This is a genomic window from Enterovibrio calviensis DSM 14347, assembly GCF_000621165.1.
In the GTDB taxonomy this organism is placed as follows: Bacteria; Pseudomonadota; Gammaproteobacteria; order Enterobacterales; family Vibrionaceae; genus Enterovibrio; species Enterovibrio calviensis.
In genome coordinates this window covers 536,185-554,341 of record NZ_JHZA01000001.1, presented here as the reverse complement: position 1 = coordinate 554,341, position 18,157 = coordinate 536,185, and the positions used below count along the sequence as shown (strand labels likewise).

Annotated in this window: 16 protein-coding genes; 15 read left to right on the top strand and 1 reads right to left on the bottom strand. The window is 48.1% G+C overall.

Annotated elements, in window-relative coordinates; genetic code table 11:
• The first annotated feature begins 85 nt into the window (after positions 1–85).
• From Q365_RS0102435 to Q365_RS0102420, 3 genes are all read left to right on the top strand, one after another.
• The gene (locus tag Q365_RS0102435) at positions 86–727 is read left to right on the top strand and encodes an SGNH/GDSL hydrolase family protein (RefSeq protein WP_028021848.1); all 642 of its coding nucleotides are present in this window, start codon (positions 86–88) and stop codon (positions 725–727) included.
• Positions 728–796: 69 nt separating this feature from the next.
• Positions 797–1,309 carry a lipocalin family protein gene (locus Q365_RS0102430; protein WP_028021847.1) on the top strand — a complete coding sequence of 171 codons (513 nt, stop codon included), beginning with the start codon at positions 797–799 and terminating at the stop codon, positions 1,307–1,309.
• Positions 1,310–1,509: 200 nt separating this feature from the next.
• Positions 1,510–1,713: a hypothetical protein gene (locus tag Q365_RS0102420; RefSeq protein WP_028021846.1), complete on the top strand. Its 204-nt coding sequence runs from the start codon at positions 1,510–1,512 to the stop codon at positions 1,711–1,713.
• Between the two features lie 73 nt (positions 1,714–1,786).
• Here Q365_RS0102420 and Q365_RS0102415 read toward each other — a convergent pair whose 3' ends face one another.
• Positions 1,787–2,788: a LysR family transcriptional regulator gene (locus Q365_RS0102415; protein WP_028021845.1), complete on the bottom strand. Its 1,002-nt coding sequence runs from the start codon at positions 2,786–2,788 to the stop codon at positions 1,787–1,789.
• 107 nt (positions 2,789–2,895) lie between these two features.
• Here Q365_RS0102415 and Q365_RS0102410 point away from each other — a divergent pair, with 107 nt between their 5' ends.
• From Q365_RS0102410 to Q365_RS0102355, 12 genes are all read left to right on the top strand, one after another.
• Positions 2,896–3,921, top strand: a complete 1,026-nt coding sequence (locus Q365_RS0102410) for a zinc-binding alcohol dehydrogenase family protein (protein ID WP_028021844.1) — start codon at positions 2,896–2,898, stop codon at positions 3,919–3,921.
• A gap of 63 nt (positions 3,922–3,984) precedes the next feature.
• Positions 3,985–4,275, top strand: a complete 291-nt coding sequence (locus tag Q365_RS0102405; RefSeq protein WP_028021843.1) for a putative quinol monooxygenase — start codon at positions 3,985–3,987, stop codon at positions 4,273–4,275.
• A 297-nt stretch (positions 4,276–4,572) separates the two neighbouring features.
• The gene (locus tag Q365_RS0102400; protein ID WP_028021842.1) at positions 4,573–5,448 is read left to right on the top strand and encodes a DMT family transporter; all 876 of its coding nucleotides are present in this window, start codon (positions 4,573–4,575) and stop codon (positions 5,446–5,448) included.
• A gap of 309 nt (positions 5,449–5,757) precedes the next feature.
• Positions 5,758–7,287, top strand: a complete 1,530-nt coding sequence (gene yfcC, locus Q365_RS0102395) for a putative basic amino acid antiporter YfcC (protein WP_081796106.1) — start codon at positions 5,758–5,760, stop codon at positions 7,285–7,287.
• Positions 7,288–7,398: 111 nt separating this feature from the next.
• A complete protein-coding gene (locus tag Q365_RS0102390; protein WP_028021840.1) occupies positions 7,399–8,400 on the top strand; it encodes a succinylglutamate desuccinylase/aspartoacylase family protein in 1,002 nt (333 codons plus the stop codon).
• A gap of 209 nt (positions 8,401–8,609) precedes the next feature.
• The gene (locus Q365_RS0102385) at positions 8,610–10,124 is read left to right on the top strand and encodes an O-antigen ligase family protein (RefSeq protein WP_028021839.1); all 1,515 of its coding nucleotides are present in this window, start codon (positions 8,610–8,612) and stop codon (positions 10,122–10,124) included.
• 374 nt (positions 10,125–10,498) lie between these two features.
• A complete protein-coding gene (locus tag Q365_RS0102380; protein WP_028021838.1) occupies positions 10,499–12,322 on the top strand; it encodes a response regulator in 1,824 nt (607 codons plus the stop codon).
• A gap of 291 nt (positions 12,323–12,613) precedes the next feature.
• Complete coding sequence (locus tag Q365_RS0102375; protein ID WP_028021837.1) at positions 12,614–12,940, top strand: STAS domain-containing protein; 327 nt, start codon at positions 12,614–12,616, stop codon at positions 12,938–12,940.
• A gap of 29 nt (positions 12,941–12,969) precedes the next feature.
• The gene (locus tag Q365_RS25290) at positions 12,970–13,779 is read left to right on the top strand and encodes an OmpA family protein (protein ID WP_051563713.1); all 810 of its coding nucleotides are present in this window, start codon (positions 12,970–12,972) and stop codon (positions 13,777–13,779) included.
• Positions 13,776–15,887, top strand: coding sequence for an SLBB domain-containing protein (locus Q365_RS0102365; RefSeq protein ID WP_028021836.1), 2,112 nt, complete (start codon positions 13,776–13,778; stop codon positions 15,885–15,887). Before Q365_RS25290 ends, Q365_RS0102365 begins: the two co-directional genes overlap by 4 nt.
• Positions 15,887–16,594, top strand: coding sequence for a P-loop NTPase family protein (locus Q365_RS0102360; protein WP_028021835.1), 708 nt, complete (start codon positions 15,887–15,889; stop codon positions 16,592–16,594). Before Q365_RS0102365 ends, Q365_RS0102360 begins: the two co-directional genes overlap by 1 nt.
• Positions 16,595–16,596: 2 nt before the next feature.
• A complete protein-coding gene (locus tag Q365_RS0102355; protein WP_028021834.1) occupies positions 16,597–18,132 on the top strand; it encodes a SpoIIE family protein phosphatase in 1,536 nt (511 codons plus the stop codon).
• The last annotated feature ends 25 nt before the right edge of the window (positions 18,133–18,157 follow it).

Below are 18,157 nucleotides of genomic sequence, written 5' to 3'. Positions count from 1 at the left end.
TGGGTATAGGAGTTGAATATTTTCCCTCGAAGATATCTACTCAAGAGAAAGAGCAATACCCAACGACCAACACGGAGGACACACAATGCCGCGGATTTTATGCTTTGGTGATTCAAACACATGGGGATACAACCCTTCAAATGGCACTCGTTGGCCTGAAGGTGTTCGCTGGGCGTCACGTCTGAGAACGCATTTGAATGATCCCGCAGCAGGATCGGTTGCATGGGAGGTCATGGAAGAAGGGCTAAATGGACGCACCACCATGTGGGAAGACCCACTAAAGCCTTATCGAGACGGAAGCGCTGCGTTACCCATGCTGTTGCTCACTCATCGTCCACTTGATTGGGTTGTTATCACACTCGGTACCAACGATCTAAAATCTCTCTATCCATCAGAACCCGCTTGGGTTGCTGAAGGTATCAGAAAACTGATTGGACAAATAAAAGCCTGTGACAACGCTGGACACACCTCGCCTCGCATTCTTGTGGTCGCGCCCGCGCCAATGCATGACGACAATAAATGGAAAACCGGATTTACCAATGGTCGCCAAAAATCGCTAGAACTGGCGAGTTTCTTTGCCGCTGTCGCGAAAGAGGAAGGTTGTCACTTTGTGGATGCAGCCGAAGCTTGCGACGCCTCTCCCATTGATGGTTTACACATTGATGAGCAAGGTCATGCGGCACTGGCCGTTTTGCTCAACCAAACACTGCAAAGCCTACAAGGCTGATCGCGACAAGTTTTCAGAGCGTATATTTATAACCAATTTGCCCAAACAACAATAAGTAGAACCTTGATGATAAAGCCCCTTTTCATTGCGCTTTCTTTACTGCTGCTAACAGCCTGCCAATCCATCCCTGATGGCATTACGCCAGTGACAGGCTTTGACGAAAAACGCTATCTTGGAAAATGGTATGAGGTTGTCCGTCTCGACCATAGTTTTGAGCGCGGCTTAAGCAATGTCACTGCCGAATATTCAGTGCGAGAAGATGGCGGCATTAAGGTGTTAAACCGCGGCTACAAAGCAGAAGACCAAGAGTGGTCTGAGGCGGAAGGACGCGCTTACTTTGTCGGTGAACGCGACACTGCACACCTAGAAGTTTCCTTTTTCGGCCCTTTCTTTTCATCCTATGTGGTGTTTGAACTGGGCGACGAATACGACTATGCCTTCGTGTCTGGCTACAACACCGACTATTTGTGGCTGCTAGCCCGAACGCCGACTGTCTCAGATGAAGTGATGGCAAACTTCCTCACAGTGGCGGAAGAAAAAGGCTTTGATATCGACCGAGTTGTTTTCCCCGTTCAACAATAATCCTTGCGTGCATTCTGCACGCCTTCAACGTAGTCCAAATAACCTGATGGCATCTCTTTCAGGTTATTTGGCAACACATTGGACTCAAATTGCACATTTTGCTTACTTTTCCCGCAAACACGAATGCCGGAAAAACAAAGCACTAAACTTTGTGCTGCATTTTTGCTTTAATGCCTTCAAATAATAAATCAATCAATAATATGCCAATCACAACTGATACCCCGCAAATGCGAGAGACACTGGCTCGTTTAAACCATGATGCTATTGGTTCTATCGATAACGATGGAGACTGCAAGATCAAGGTCAACGATCTTTCGACGCTGCTCACGGCTTATAAAATTGAGCTCAACAAAAATCGCAGCTTAAAGCGAACGATAGCGAAGAAAGAACAAACCGCGGCGTAATGCCCTCGCGCCGACAAACTCGTACAACACAGTCCGTACGTCTTGATTGCGCTGCAAGATTGGCAGACTGCGCTTACATCAGCGCATCTTTATTGAGTATGCCTTTCTCAACCAATTGGCGAAGCAGCGCCTTGCATCTCTCTTGCAACATATCTCGCACCAATCTTGCCGCTGGGGTAATGGACTGACGACTTGGGAAGAGCAACCAGAGTTCGGTTGACTCCGGGGGAAGATCGACATCAATACTCACCACATTGTCCGCCAGTAAATCGGACGCCATATCCAACACCGACTTCGCCGCTATTCCTTTCCCTGAAACGCACCAGCGCCGCACTAGATCTGCGTCGTTCGAGGCTCGGTCGCCGCTGACTTTCACTTTTTGCTCACGTTCGCCATCGGAAAACACCCAAACGTCATGCAATACATCATTCAACTGATAAAGCAGTGCGTTGTAGTTAGGCAGCAATTGAACCGGAATTTTCACCCGAGCCGCATGATTGTGCTCGTTCTCGCTGGCTTGACCGGCACATTGTCGACCGCTGTCTAGCAGCCCGCTCTGATCCAGATACGTTTGGGTGGCGCACAACACACGAGGAACATGACAAATTTTGAATCCGTACACATTGGCATCTTTCGGGGAACCGTAACGCAAAGCCATGTCGACAGAATCGCGGTAGAAATCAATGTTGCTATCACTGATGTTCGCCCTCAAGGTCACGTCGGGATACATATCCATGAAATCATCGAGCCAAGGGACAATCACATTTCGGCCTAAATCTGAGGCAAGCGCAATGCGAAGTTCTCCGTCAACAATGTCGAGATCATCTTTCACGCTCTGTCTCGCTTGCGCCAGCATCGACAACGCCTGCTCACATTGCGGTAAATAGCGCTCCCCTGCGTTCGAAAGGCGGAGCTGTCTGGTTGTACGAATAAACAGCTCAACGCCAAGTGCGCTTTCTACCCGCTTAACTGCCGCACTGGCTGTCGCCACACGCATATCCAACTGCGTCGCAGCAGCGGTAATGCTGCGATATTCCGCCACTTTCACGATGACTTTCAGATCTTCAATCAGCATATTTTCAAATATTATTTGATAATCATTCAATGATTATGCTGTTTATCCATCGTCAATCAATGCCTATTCTCTCTTCAACGCAAAACATTGAGCACTTGGAGAGACACATGAAAGCCATTGGATACCTGCAATCACTGCCCATTACTGATGCTGAATCACTGATCGACATCGAATTACCGCAACCGATGGCAATGGGTCGCGATTTACTCATCAAAGTGAAGGCTGTCGCCGTTAACCCTGTCGATTATAAAATTCGCCAAAACGTTGCCCCGACTAACGGCGAGCACAAGGTTATTGGTTGGGATGCGGTCGGTGAAGTGGTTGCAACTGGAGATTCAGCGAGCCTATTTAAAGCCGGTGACACTGTTTACTATGCTGGGGCATTAGGTCGCTCAGGCAGCAACGCGGAGTACCAATTGGTTGATGAGCGCATTGTTGGTCACAAGCCAAAAAGCGTATCAGATGCTGAAGCGGCAGCACTGCCTCTCACCACCATTACTGCTTATGAGTTGTTGTTCGATCATTTGAATCTGGAGCAGCAATCGCCTGATGCGCAAGATCCGTCTAACGATATTTTGCTGGTGGTCGGTGCTGCTGGCGGTGTCGGTTCAATCTTGGTTCAACTCGCGAAGAAGCTAACCGGCGCGACCATTATTGCCACTGCATCGCGAGAAAGCTCGCAAGCTTGGGTTACCAAACTAGGCGCGGATCATGTGGTTGACCACACAAAACCTCTTCAGGCACAAATTGACGCGCTTGGACTTGGACAAATCACTCACGTTGCGAGCCTAAACAGCAGCGAAAATTACTTTGAAACTTATATCGAATTGCTCGCACCATTTGGAAAGATTGCACTCATTGACGATCCGAAGACGCTTCCTATTAACAAGATCAAACCCAAAAGCCTGTCATTGCATTGGGAGTTTATGTTTGCGCGATCTATGTTTGAAGCGAAGGATATGGCGAAACAAGGGGAGTTACTCAATCACGTCGCGGATCTAGTGGATTTGGGCCACATTCAAACCACCGCAGGTCAGTACCTCGGCAACATCAATGCAGAGAATCTGCGCAGAGCACATGCAGAATTAGAGTCTGGCCGCTCAATTGGCAAGATTGTAATGGAAGGATTTTAGCACTATCACAAGACACGCAGACAAAAATGCGTTCGATTTTACGCTCCAGAAAAAGGACTAAACATGACACAGTTAACCATCGTCGCAAACATTATCGCCAACGAAGACAGCATTGATTTGGTGAAAGCAGAGCTTTTGAAGCTTATTGACATCACTCGCGCTGAAGAAGGCTGCCTGCAATACGATTTGCATCAAGATAACGATAACCCCGCACATTTCATGTTTTACGAAAATTGGGTTAACCGCGACCTGTGGCAAACACACATGAATGCTCAGCATCTTGCTGATTATTTGACAGCAACTGACGGCGCAGTCACCAGCTTCACCGTGAAGGAAATGCATGTAATCAACTGATCACCGCGCAACTCTCACGAGCAAAAGCGATCTATGAGCAAAAGTGGACGATATCGTCCACTTTTTGTGTCTACCAATCAGACCCTGACCCTCTTGTTCTTTGTTTTTCTCCATCACCTATCAGCCTATTAACCTTTCAATTTGTTAACTTTTAAATCTGTCACTTGCCTCTTATAAGAAGACTCGATGATTCCATTCAATAACCTTGACCATTCTAAGGTTGAGACGCTTACCGATATGCGTTCTAATTCCCCACTACGCAAAAATGCTCATATTTACGCCAAGGATTGCTATTTCATGCTCAATAAAGCCATACCCTTCTTTTTCGTTTTGCTCTGGAGTACCGGATTTGTCGGGGCGAAGTTTGGCCTTATTGACTCCAATGCTGCTACCTTTCTGCTAATTCGCATGGCGCTGAACGTATTAGTCTTCATCGCGATTTTAATGGTCATGAAACCGGTGATGCCAAAAGGCATGCAGATTGTCCATGCGCTCGCCTCTGGGTTACTCATCCACGGATTTTATTTAGGGGGCGTGTTCGCCGCCATTGGGCTTGGCATGCCAGCTGGCCTTTCATCTTTGCTAGTCGGTCTTCAACCAATACTCACGGCAGTGATCGTGGTAAACACGTCTTCAGAAAAGCTCAATACTGCCCAATGGCTAGGGCTTGCGGCTGGGATTATCGGTATTGCCTTCGTGGTACAAGGCAAAATGAGTTGGGGGATTGATGCGCAGCCACTTTATGCTTACATCTTTGTTGGCTCAGCCCTGCTTGGCATTACGTTCGGAACTCTTTATCAAAAACGCTTCTGTCAGGGAATGAATTTGGTGGCCTCTGCCATGTGGCAATATGTCGCGGCAGTCTTCGTGTTCTTACCGATTGTTTGGCTGATTGAAGGTGTTGAAGTCACGTGGACGCTAACCTTCACCCTAACCATGTTGTGGTCAGTACTCGTGTTGTCAGTGGTCGCGGTGTTGTTGTATCTCTACATGGTAGCTCAAGGCGCTGCGTCCAAGGTGACGTCTTACATTTATCTGGTTCCGCCATTAGCCGCAATGCAAGGTTGGCTGTTTTTCGATGAAGCCTTTTCTGGTGCCACATTGATTGGCTTCGCGTGTTGCGCGATGGCGGTGTACTTGGTGATGAAAGCGCCGACATTGTCGCTGCGCTAATCTCCGCTCATGCTGTAATCAGCATTCTACGAACAAAGGCTGCGTATCTATTCAATCGCAGCCTTTTTTCTTTCTCCTGCCCATCGCCTTGTTGAAAGCGACAAAGGCACTTTTTTTTCCCATTTGGATTATCCTCCTCTTCCTCCAATGCCACACCCACATGTTGTTTATTTTGTAATCAGTCGTTTCGGCTGGTATTTGAGCGAAAATAAGTAATCATCGATTATCCATGTCCTCAGCGTTAATTTAATTGACTTTTTATTCGTATTTAACGACATTTTATGCCCCTTTTATATTGAGAATGATGGAATGTCTCAAACACACGTTCAAACCCAAAATGAGGTGGCTGGCCAGAAGAAATGGCAAATGCCTGACACCCTGATTTTGATTTTCATTGTCGGCCTTCTGGCTGCAGCGATGACCTACCTGATCCCTGTTGGTCAGTTCGATAGCCAGCAGGTTTCGTTCATGGTTGATGGCGCTGAAAAAAGCCGCACCGTGATCAACCCTGAGTCTTTCCGTTTGGTCACTGACGAAAACGGTGATGTGGTTTACAACCAAGTCCAGTTCTTCGCCTCTGGCGGCGGCATTGGCTTGATGAACTTCCCGTTTGAAGGTCTGGTATCAGGCTCCAAATGGGGCTCAGCGATTGGTGTGATCATGTTCATGCTGATTATCGGTGGGGCATTTGGCGTTGTCATGCGCACAGGTACCATTGATAACGGCATCTTGAAACTTATCGACAAGACCAAAGGCAGCGAAGCGCTGTTCATCCCAGTCCTGTTTTCGCTGTTCTCGCTTGGCGGTGCAGTATTCGGTATGGGTGAAGAAGCGGTCGCGTTTGCCATCATCATCGCACCTTTGATGGTTCGCCTTGGTTACGACGGTATTACTACCGTGATGGTGACTTATGTGGCGACGCAGGTTGGTTTTGCTACCTCGTGGATGAACCCATTCTCTGTGGCGATCGCGCAAGGTATCGCGGGCGTTCCTGTACTGTCCGGCATGACATTCCGCATGGTTATGTGGGCTGCGTTTACCCTCATTGGTATCGGTTTTACCATGATGTATGCGTCCAAAATCAAAGCGAACCCACAAGCTTCTTACAGTTTTGCCTCTGATGCTTATTTGAAAGACAAAGCGCAAGAAGAGAATGAAGCTCGCTGGGGCTTTGGTGACACGCTGGTAATTCTGACCGTACTTGCCACCACGATTTGGGTGGTTTGGGGTGTGGTTGCACACGCATGGTACATTCCAGAAATCGCCTCTCAGTTCTTCACCATGGGCTTTGTGGTGGCGATTATCGCCATGCTGTTCAAGCTCAACAATATGACTGCCAATGACGTCGCGGATGCCTTTAAAGAAGGCGCTGGTATCATGCTGGCTCCGGCTCTTTTGGTCGGTTTCGCGAAAGGCGTATTGTTGTTGCTAGGTGGTGGCTCGGAAGACCCAAGTGTGCTCAACACCATTTTGCACAATGCAGGCAGCGCGATAAGCGAACTTCCTTCTGCCGCGGCAGCGTGGTTGATGTATGTGTTCCAGTCTGTGTTCAACTTCTTCGTGACATCAGGATCAGGCCAAGCGGCGCTAACTATGCCATTGCTGGCTCCGTTGTCTGATATCGCTGGCGTATCTCGCCAAGTGGCGGTACTGGCGTTCCAGTTGGGTGATGGCTTCACCAACATCATCGTACCAACGTCGGCTTCTTTGATGGCGACACTGGGTGTTTGTCGCATTGATTGGGGCAACTGGGCGAAGTTTGTGTGGCGCTTTATGCTGTTGCTTTTTGTCATTGCAAGTGTCACGGTAGTGGGCGCGCACATGATGGGCTTTGCCTAAATCATCAGTGCTCTGAACCACTAATGAACACAAAGAAGGCGAGATAATTATCTCGCCTTTTTCAAATCGAATGTTAACTCGAACCACTTAGAAGTATGGCGACACGCAGTTATGACAACAATCATTGAAGGTAATCAAATCGACGGGCTGGCGGTGATCAGCGCTTTAGATGTCAACACGCTTGAAGCAGGACAACACAAGTTCTGGTTTCGCGCCGCGACCAATGCGCTAGCGCAATCACAGCATTTACCTGTATGGGTGTTCAAAGGCCAAAAAGCGGGAAAAAAGATCGTTATTACCGCGGGCGTGCATGGCGATGAATACAATGGTGTTTTGGCCGCTCAAGCCATTGCGCGATCACTGCAAGACAAAGACATTGCAGGGTGCGTTACCATTGTCCCAACGGTGAACCTAACCGGCATGCTCAACCACAGCCGCGACTTTTTCTCTTCTGACCCTGACGTGTCTTGCGGCAACCTCAATCGCCACTTCCCAGGCAACCCTGACGGCAATGAAGCCCAACGCTATTTGCACCCCATTTGGTATAAGCTGCTGAAGCCGAACGCTGAACTTGCCATTGATCTGCACACGCAAACGTCAGGCACGGCTTACCCGCTTTATGCCTTTGCGGATTACCGTCTTGATGATGCCCTTCAAATGGCACGCTTGATGAACCCTGATGCGATATTGGATGACCCAGGCGATCCCGGCATCCTTGAAACCGTATGGAATCAAAACCACATTCCAAGCATTACGGTGGAAATTGGAGTCGGTCGTTACACCGATACCGTCATGATTGACCGTGCTGTCAATGGTGCGATGAACATTTTCAAACACTACCAAATGATTGATGGCACACCAGACCCAACCGAAAAAGCCATTGAAAGCTCACGCGTCTCCACATTAAAAGCCGTGCAAGGTGGGTTCATTTTGCCGCAGGTGTCACTGATGCAGCACGTGGAAACCGACCAACTTCTCGCGATTCAATACGATAGCTTTGGCGAAGAAGTACATCACTACCGTGCGCCTGAATCAGCGGTTGTTTTAAGTATTAATGTGGAATCCATGCGCGCAGCTGGCGCAATGACCATTCGCTTGATTCACCCAGAATAAGGGCATGAGAAGCCGCGGCACGGAATTTCCGCCGCTTCTGTCGAATTGACATGCAAAATAAGAAAACCGCGCATCTCCATGCGCGGTTTTCTTTTATTTGCTATCCAAATAATTTCATAACCCACTGATAACCTTGTGTAAATTTTCTATACACCTTATGGCACGTACTTTGCTCTACCATATACTAGTCAGAGTAAAGAGTGCTTTTAATGCAACTACTTAGCTGGATAAGCGAGCAGCAAAACATGCTGCTAGTGCGGCTCAGAACCCATTTCGTACACGTAACCGCACTATTTGTCGCGCTAACGTGTGTGGTATGGCTGATCATTCCGCACCCGATTATTCCGTTAGTTGTTGGCTTACTGCCCATTGCCCTGCTGATCACGCTTTCACAACCTGTCTTGTTTGGGCTCTTGTTCATTGCGTTTTCGTTCTTCCGCCTTCATGAAGCATTTGCCCCTCTGTATTCGTTGAAAATTCCGCTCATGCTGTCTTTGGGCACGCTCACCACCTTGGCATGGCATATCGGCCTGAGCGGCAAGATAAAGATGTTTCACAGCAAGGAGCTCAACAGTTTCTATGTCTTCTTGCTGCTGGTTACAATTGGTGTGCCTCTAGCGAGCAATACCGGTGAGGCATTTGCGTACTACAAAAACATCTACGTCAAAATTGGCATCATGACACCCGCCCTTGCATGGTTACTGTGTCATGCAAAACACTATCGCAACGCGTTGATCATGATTGTGGCTTCAGGCTTGTCTGTTGCTATGGTAACCATTTTCAACAAGGTGAACGGCATAGGCATGGTGGAAGAAACCCGTGTCACTGTCGGTAGAGAGTTAGGCTCTGTATTGGGCGACCCCAATGATTTGGCGCTCGTGCTTTTGTTCCCGTTCTCGTTTGCGGTGAGCATTACCATCACGTCGGGTTTACCCAAAAAAGCGCGCTTTATTGGCTTAGTCACTGCTATCGCACTGTTTATCGCCATTATTGGCACACAAAGCCGTGGCGGCATACTGGGTATTCTGTCGGCCGTCGGCACGATCGCTTGGCGACGCGTGAAATCTAAAACCTTGCTGTTCAGCGTGGGGGGACTCTTGTGTTTGATCTTGTTCATGGTAGCTGGGATCAGTGGCCGTAAATCAGGCGGTGCTGCCGAAGACGGCTTAGATGAATCAGCAAAAGGTCGCCTTTACGCGTGGGAAGCCGCCTTTTTCATGGCGGTCGACAACCCGTTCTCTGGCGTGGGCCTGAACAATTTCTACTTCAACTACTTCTTTTATTCGCCACATTGGGATGGCCTAAACCATGCGGTTCATAGCACGTGGTTTGGTGTGCTAGGAGAGACAGGCTTTTTAGGCCTGACTGCGTTTTTGTCCATGACCTTTATTGTGTTTCGCTCGGCGCAAAAAACGGTCTCTCTAGTCACCCAAAAATCCGATGTTTACCCTCCCGTGGTTCGCTGTATTTCGGAAGGATTGTTCTCGGGCATTATTGCCTTCTGTGTGTCAGGCACCTTCCTCACACAGGGGTTCACTTGGCCAATCTACATTTTGGTTGCTCTGACAGCGTCTGTCGCCCACTACGTCAAAGTCGAAGAAGCGAGGTTAAAGGCAGAGAGTCACCTCAGTGATGACAGCCCACCCGACGGAAATACGGATACAGAACCTCACCCACCTTCTGACGAAGCTAAGAATCAGGCAACACCGCCAGGCCGCCGATAGCAACACCACTGCGGTAACTCAACGATGTGATTTGGTGCCGTGATTTAGTGCTGTGGTTTAATGCTGAGATTTGCAGTTTTTGTCGCAGTGAATGACTCCCGTCTTTTGTTGCCCTAATCCCCCACCTATTGCCAGTGCCTCCGTCCTCACTACCACCTCTTCCAACAACCATCACCATCAGCATCACCGACGATAACGACCCGCCACTAAATTTGGTCAAACCAACAGATTGGCAAGCTACGTGCATAGATAGGGTAATAAAGGACGTTACGGCCCATTCAACGCCGTATCACACAGACATTCCTAATCTGACGTTCAGCCTTGCTGTCAAAGTGAGAACAGGAATGACGCACATGGCCCGAAGGAGGCAAAACATGCAGAGGTTATCGCTTTGGGCGAAATATATTGTGTCAGTCATTTTACTTACTGCTGGCATCAGCTATCTCGCGAGCAATGTCGCTGGGCAAATAGAACGCAACTATCTTGAAAGCCGGATGGACATGCAAATCCGTGCAAATTTTAGTGCATTGATCTCTGCGCTTTCAGAAAACATGACAACGCAAGAGTCGGGTGTGTTAAATGAAAAGTTGTTGCTCATGGCTAAGCACTACCCTGACCTTTGTTATGTCTCTATCGTGACCAACGATGGCGTGGAAATCGGACAATGGGGCGACAAGCCTCATGATAATAACCCGATGGCGTTGAACTTCGTCAACCCCATCAGTGCCGACGATAAGCACATTGGGTTTATGCAGATATCCATGAGCAAAAAACAAATGCTTGAAGATATCGCACTCCATAGTGAACAAATTCGATACTTTTCCGCTCTGGTTGTCTTATTGCTCAGTACGCTCGTCGTGGTTGTCTCTCATTTCCTTGTATTCAAACCATTGGCTCGTATTTCTGGTCGTTTGCAAACCCTTTCAAACAGTCAAGAAAATCAAACCTCTAGCGACAATGAGATGACGCGTTTGAATTTCTGTGTCGACGAGCTAGATAAACACATCCACGAACAACAACAACGAGAGCAAGAACTGAGTGAAGCGAGAGAAGCTGCTGAAGCGGCCAACATTGCCAAATCCCAATTTATTGCCAGCATGAGCCATGAAATAAGAACGCCAATGAACGCCATTTTGGGTGCCGTAGACATACTCAAAGAGGAAAGATTGCCTCCACACTGCAAGGTTCTCATCACCATGGCGAACGATTCAGCTAACCTTCTGCTCAACCAGTTAAACGATATTTTGGACTATTCCAAGTTGGATATTGGTTCGCTGGATGTACGAAACGAAGAATTTGATGTTGCTGAGCTGGGCGAGCATGTGCTTTCAATGTTCGAAAAGAATGCCACGACAAAAAATATCTCGTTAATATTCGATGAACGATTAAACCATCGCATCATCGCATACACAGACAAAGGCAAACTCTCTCAAGTACTCACCAATATTGTTGGAAACGCCCTCAAGTTCACGCAAGAAGGAGAAATAGAATTAACCCTGAGCCATGCCTACCCTTCGGGGTTAAAACTGCAAATCTGCGATTCAGGGATAGGTATAGCGCAAGTTGATAGAGAGGCTATTTTCGAGCCCTTCACACAAAAAGACCCCACATTCTCTCGCACCTACGGGGGCGTCGGTATGGGGCTGGCCATATCAAAACGTCTTGTGGAATTAATCGGTGGGGAGCTGACACTTGAAAGCCGCTTAGATATTGGTAGCGAATTTACCATCATTCTGCCTTGCGACATGCGATACCCAGAGCACTCTTCTAGCAAAGAGATACAGAAGAAAGTCTTCAAGACACATAGGCCCAACAATATTCTATTGGTTGAAGACAACCCCGCCAATCAACTCGTCGCTCGCACCATGTTAGAGAGCGCTGGTTTTGTCGTCTCCATTGCGTGCAATGGACAAGAAGCTATCGATGCTATCGAAAACTCACACTATGAGTTGATTCTCATGGACTTACAGATGCCAGAAATGGATGGTTTTGCTGCCTGTGAGACCATTCGCCATCTCAACGAACAAGGCAGAACCATGCCTATCCTTGCCATGACAGCAAACGTCACCGCTCACGATAGAAATAAATGTAAACAAGTGGGTATGGACGATTTTCTGGCTAAGCCCGTCAACAAGCAAACCATGATCCAAGCCATTACAAACTGGATGGGACGAAAACATATCAGTTTCAATACATAACGCAGATTTTTAGCCGCAAACCCGTGTCGCTTTTTGAAGAATTCACACTATCTTTAATAGTAGACAGGTGGATCTATTTAGATACAAACGAAATCAATCGCTTACCCATTATTAGCATGAGAGTGAATGCACGAGAAACACCACAGGGGTGTTTCTCATATTCATTGTCAGAATGAGAAAAAGCCTGTCCACTCATGAAGGTACTATCGTATCTCATTGTTTTATATTGATATATATACTTGGCATAGATTTCGCTTAGTACAGATAGTCATACAGGAGAGGCACCACATCATGCAAATCGAACGCATCGAACAATCTAATGATTCTCTGCTTATCCTCATCCATGGCGATATGGATGCACAAGGCTGCAGTGAGCTTCAACCTGAATTAGATGAACTTGTGAACGCGGAATCGCTCACGGATATTACCCTCAATCTTGGTCAAGTCGACTTTCTTGATAGTTCTGGCATTGGCGCCATCGTCTTTCTCTTCAAAAGACTCAAGGCTGGCGGCAAAACGCTCGCCCTCACCCATGTACATGGTCAACCTTTAGAAATCATCAACTTATTACGCATCAATAGTGCGATATCTGTAGAAACTGCACCGAATGCCGGTTAAACGGAATTCGCCCCAGTAAGGGAATCGTCATGAGAAAACTCTCAACGCTTATCATCATCACTGCAATGACTTCAGGCTGCTCGATGTTTCCCGATGACGGCGAAGGCGGAATGGCAGAGCACCATTATTCGGCTCTCTCTCCTGTATTGGCTGATCAGCCTATCGGCCCGGAACATGGCTTACGATTTGAATGGGAACTATCAGCCCGCCATCTAGATGTATTGGTCCTAGAAGGGGCTGAACTGTGTTTTCCTGCCACCGTTTATCAAGCACGTCGCATGCAGGCTCGCATTGTAAGAGAATTGCATGGCGGTTTAGAGTTTGATGCGGCTAACGATCTGATTATTCAGCGAGCTGCACTCGAACGATTGGAAAAACAGCTAGATGCCGTCGTAAAAAGTGGGGCCTGCACGCCAAACGGAACTGGCCAATATGCCTCGGCCTCCCAACTGGCTGAAGAAATCTACGCGTTGCTGAATATCGACAACCAATTTGCATTCAATTCTCCCGAAGTTAATCCCAAATACATGGGCCACTTAGCGGAAGCCGCGCACTTGTTACGCGACTTACCTCAATACACTCTGCACATTACTGGGCACACTGACTCAATTGGTAATCAAAGGGCCAACAAGGCACTTTCCCTTGCACGAGCCAACCAAGTAAAACGTTACTTACAAATATTTGGCATTGCTCCTTCACGCCTTACCGTCGCTGCAGTCGGATCAACCGACCCTCTGTTTGATGGCAACGAACCACAAGAACGCTTGGTGAATCGACGCGTATCCATTGAATTGATTGAAGCGCCGACGAGCCCTCTCTTTCAAGGAGCCGCCAAATGAAGCATGCACTGACTCTCATCCTGTTTTCTGTCTTGGTTTTTGCCAATGTGGCAAAAGTGCAATCGGAAGAATATCGCGTACAGATCGGCGATTTGGTGGCTATCATGCTACCGGGTGAAGTCATGCTGAACAAAGAATTCCAGATTGACCGTCAAGGGCGTTTGACGCTCCCAGAAGTGGGCATGGTGCAAGCCGCAGGGATGACGGAAGAAGCGCTGGCCAACGCCGTCAATAAAACACTGAATGAGGTGATTCGTGATCTCTCTTCTCTACAAGTTTATGTCAGCAAGCGTCAGCTCATTGTTACCATACAAGGTTACGTTGCTGAACCGGGTGAATTTACCCTACCCAACGAAGCATCGATTCAAATGGCCCTCTATGCTGCGGGTGGTCTTCGTCCAGGGGCGCAACTCGACAGATTTCAATTGCGACGCGGTGAAGAAGTCAGCACCTTTGACTACAAAAAATTCCTCGATTCGGGTGATGACAGCCTATTACCGACCTTAAACTCACTAGATACCCTATTCATTCCCGCATCACCAATGATTGGCAACGTTGAGCAAAGTTTTGACCCGTCTAAACTTGCAGATTCTGGCGATGCCGCTGAAGACAGAAAAGCCATCAAAGTCTTTGGCGAGGTCATTCGCCCAGGAAGCTTCTCCGCCAAGGAAGAAAATAACTTGGTGGACTTGCTCATGCGATCGGGTGGCGTGACACGTTTCGCCGCTGTCGAACAAATCCGTGTTATCTCCAAAAGTGAACCGCGTATCTTCAACCTCAAGCAGTATTTAGACAGTGGCGATGAAGCACTGCTGCCGAACATTGTCGAAGGCTCCACCATTTTTGTTCCGAAACAAGAAGAAGAAATCAAAACCGGCTCTAACACCGTTTATGTCATGGGAGAAGTCGCAAAACCCGGCGCGTATGAAGGCAAAGAAGGGGCGACATTTATTGATATTCTCGCCAATGCGGGCGGACCAACACGATTTGCAGAAAGTCGCCAAATCCGCATTATTAGAGGAAGTGGAGAAACTGTAGGGTTCGATCTCACCCTGTTTTCGGAAGGGAAATTGACTGGCCCACTGCCATTGGTACTGCCCGGCGATGCGATATTCGTACCAGAGAAACTCGACCTCAATGAAAAATCATGGCTAAAAGTCTCTCCGGACCGTGCCGTGAGAGTGTTTGGTGAAGTCGTCCGTCCTAGCCGTATTGAATGGTCGCAAGAAATGTCGCTGCTCGATTTGTTGGCTCACGTCGGCGGCCCTACTTCTCGCGCTGACACCAGTAAAATAGAGATAGTCACCCCCGTCTCTGCCACTAAATCTAAAGTGTATACCTTCAACCTCGACACCTTCATTCGTGATGGCTTGGCAGATACCGAGCTACCGCCGATCAAAGCAGGTTCAACGGTTCGTGTGCATGACTTACCGGACGACCCCGTCGACAACAAAGCCAAATGGATTCGACAAAGCTCAGACACATCCATTTATGTGTTTGGGCAAGTGGGCGCACCAGGACGTTACAAATTTACAGAAGAAATGCACTTCCTCGATATTCTTTCTGCCGCCGATGGTCCAACCGCACAAGCCGATTTACACAATATTCGTATTACGCACCTTGATGGCAATGTCGCTCGCGTCAGTAAATTAAATCTCGCGCTGTTCTTTGAAACGGGCGACTCAACTATCTTGCCCGAGGTCAATATCGGCGACACCATTTACATTCCTGAAAAAGATCGTAACTGGCTCGACTTGTCGAAAGAAAATACGATTCGCGTGCTAGGTGCGGTCAACAAACCAGGCCGATACACCTTTGACGATCATATGACCATTCTTGACCTTCTCGCTGAAGCAGGCGGCCCCAGCAACAACGCCTACATAGAACGAATTACCGTCGTGAATGTGTCCTGTTGTCGTGATCAAGCAAAAACCTTTAACTTGTCTGAATTTAGCCGTACTGCGCGATTCCAAGATCTTCCTGTCTTGCGTGTCGGTGACACGGTTTACGTGCCCACCAAAGAAGAAAGCACTGCAGAAAAAATTCGTCAAGGTATCACTGATGTCTTCCAACTGGCAGGGATTGCCGCCCTGATAGGATTACTCTAATGAATATTCCTCCGTGGAACGTAGAAGTAGAGCGGATTTACTTTCAGATTGTCCGCAACGATTACAAAACCCTCGCGTTGACTGCAACCGAGTCAGGTGAAGGGGTCACATCGCTCGCGAGTGCTATCGCACACCGTTCTCTGCTGGCGGGTAAATCCACGCTGGTGGTGGACTTGAATCTCTATCATCCGAGCCTTGAAAGTCAGGGAATGACGGTCACCACTTATGACAATCATCAACTCCCTAGCCCGGAACTCGTCGGTGTATCCGGCGAAAGCACTTATTTCACCGGGATCATTGCACCGTCTAAGCGCGAGACCATCATGGAGTTACGTCGCCCAGGCTCTTTGGAAGAATATGTGAAGCAATGGCACAAAGACTTCGATTTGGTTATTTTTGATACATCACCGATCTCACGACTGAATGCGAATAACATCCCCCCTGAGCGCGTCGCGGCCGCGGCTGACGGCACCATCATGGTCGTGATGACGGGACAAACTACTGAAGCGCAAGCCTCAGAATCAGTCAAAAAACTCAACGATGCAGGCGCGCATCTCCTCGGCTGTGTGCTTAACGATAAGAACAACCCATCACTCAAAGTCGAGATTTTGCGCGAAATTGGCCGGTTATCGAAATACATGCCAAAGCTTGCGGGAAAACTCAGACTCGCCATTTTAAAAAGCCACTTATTGTCGTTGGAGATCTAGTTATGGTTGCGGTTGTTAATCTCCAATGTCGCCCTGCTACGTTAAAAAAAATCAGCGACGCCAGAAAAGAAATCAGTACCACCCTCAAGGCGCGAGGCGTCGGGGATCACCTGTCGAACAATATACAGCTGTGCTTCTCGGAAGCAGCCGCCAATCTGGTGAACCATACAAGCCCAAAGCCAACCTTCATTGACGTAGGGCTGGAATGCCAAGATGGGCATTGGTTATTGCACCTGTCTGACGACGGACAAAGCTGGAACCCCACCTTGCCCGACCGCGTTCAAACATTAGATACGTTCGAGGAAAAAGAAGGTGGGCGAGGCCTCGCTCTGATCCAAAGCCTCACTGATGACATGGAATACACTAAACGCACCACTTTTGGGGCTAATAAGCTGACCCTGAAGTGGAAAATTCAACAAATTTCCACCAAACCTAGCGTACTCATCGTGGAAGATGATGATAGCCAACGCCGATTGTTTAGTGCATATCTGTCAGAGCGTTATCGGGTTTTCGAAGCAGAGAATGGAGAGAAAGCGCTCGAATTTCTTCTTCACAATACCGTAGATTTAGTGATTTCCGATATACGAATGCCCGGTATGGATGGCTTGAGCCTGAAGAAAGCGCTTCACAATGAAACCAACACACTGCTTACCCCATTTATCTTTTTGACGTTTTCAGATAACCCCGAAACACGTAGCAATGCACTGGGTTTGGGCATAGACGATTACATCGTAAAACCTGTTTCAAAGTCATCACTCATGCAAAGCGTACAGCGCGTCCTGAACCGCTCTGACCAAATTTACCGCCAGTTAACGGACAAGATCAATCAGCGTATTACTAACGCGCTGACGCCCTCCCTACCTAGCACTTCACATGGTTGGAGCATGTCTGTAGCAAGCCGCAATACTGGTATTGGCGGGGGAGATTTAGTGTTGCACCGCGATACACCTGACTTCTTGATGGTGAATTTGGCTGATGTTATGGGCCATGATGTCGCCGCGAAATTTTTCTCCTATGCCTATGGCGGGTATTTACGTGGCCTGATGTACCAAGTGGAGTCTGAACAGAGCCCCTGTTCGACATTACTTAACCGGCTGTCGGACTGCGCTTTAGAAGATAACTTGCTGTCACAGGTCATTCTCACGTGCTGCTCGGTTGCATTATTCGATGATGGCACTATTCAAATGGCAAGTGCTGGTCATCCCGCCCCCTTCAAAGTTTCAGAACATCACGTAGAAGAACTCAATATTGGCGGCATCCTGCCAGGCGTGCTTTACGGCGCAGAATATGAAGTGCTCACCACAACGCTCAAACTAGGAGAGCGAATAGCGATATATACCGACGGATTGTTTGAAGCTGCCGAAGATAACGACGCTCGCCAAATGCTGACGGACAAGGTGATGGAAGCCCTACGTGAGACACGCGATTTGCCGCTACATGAAGCCACTGAAACCATTATGGCGTCCTTTGAACATTATGGGGAACGACATAAAGATGACGCGACACTGATTCTGCTCCAACACGCTGCGCGAGAATAAGAATAAGCCCAAAAACTGTACTAGA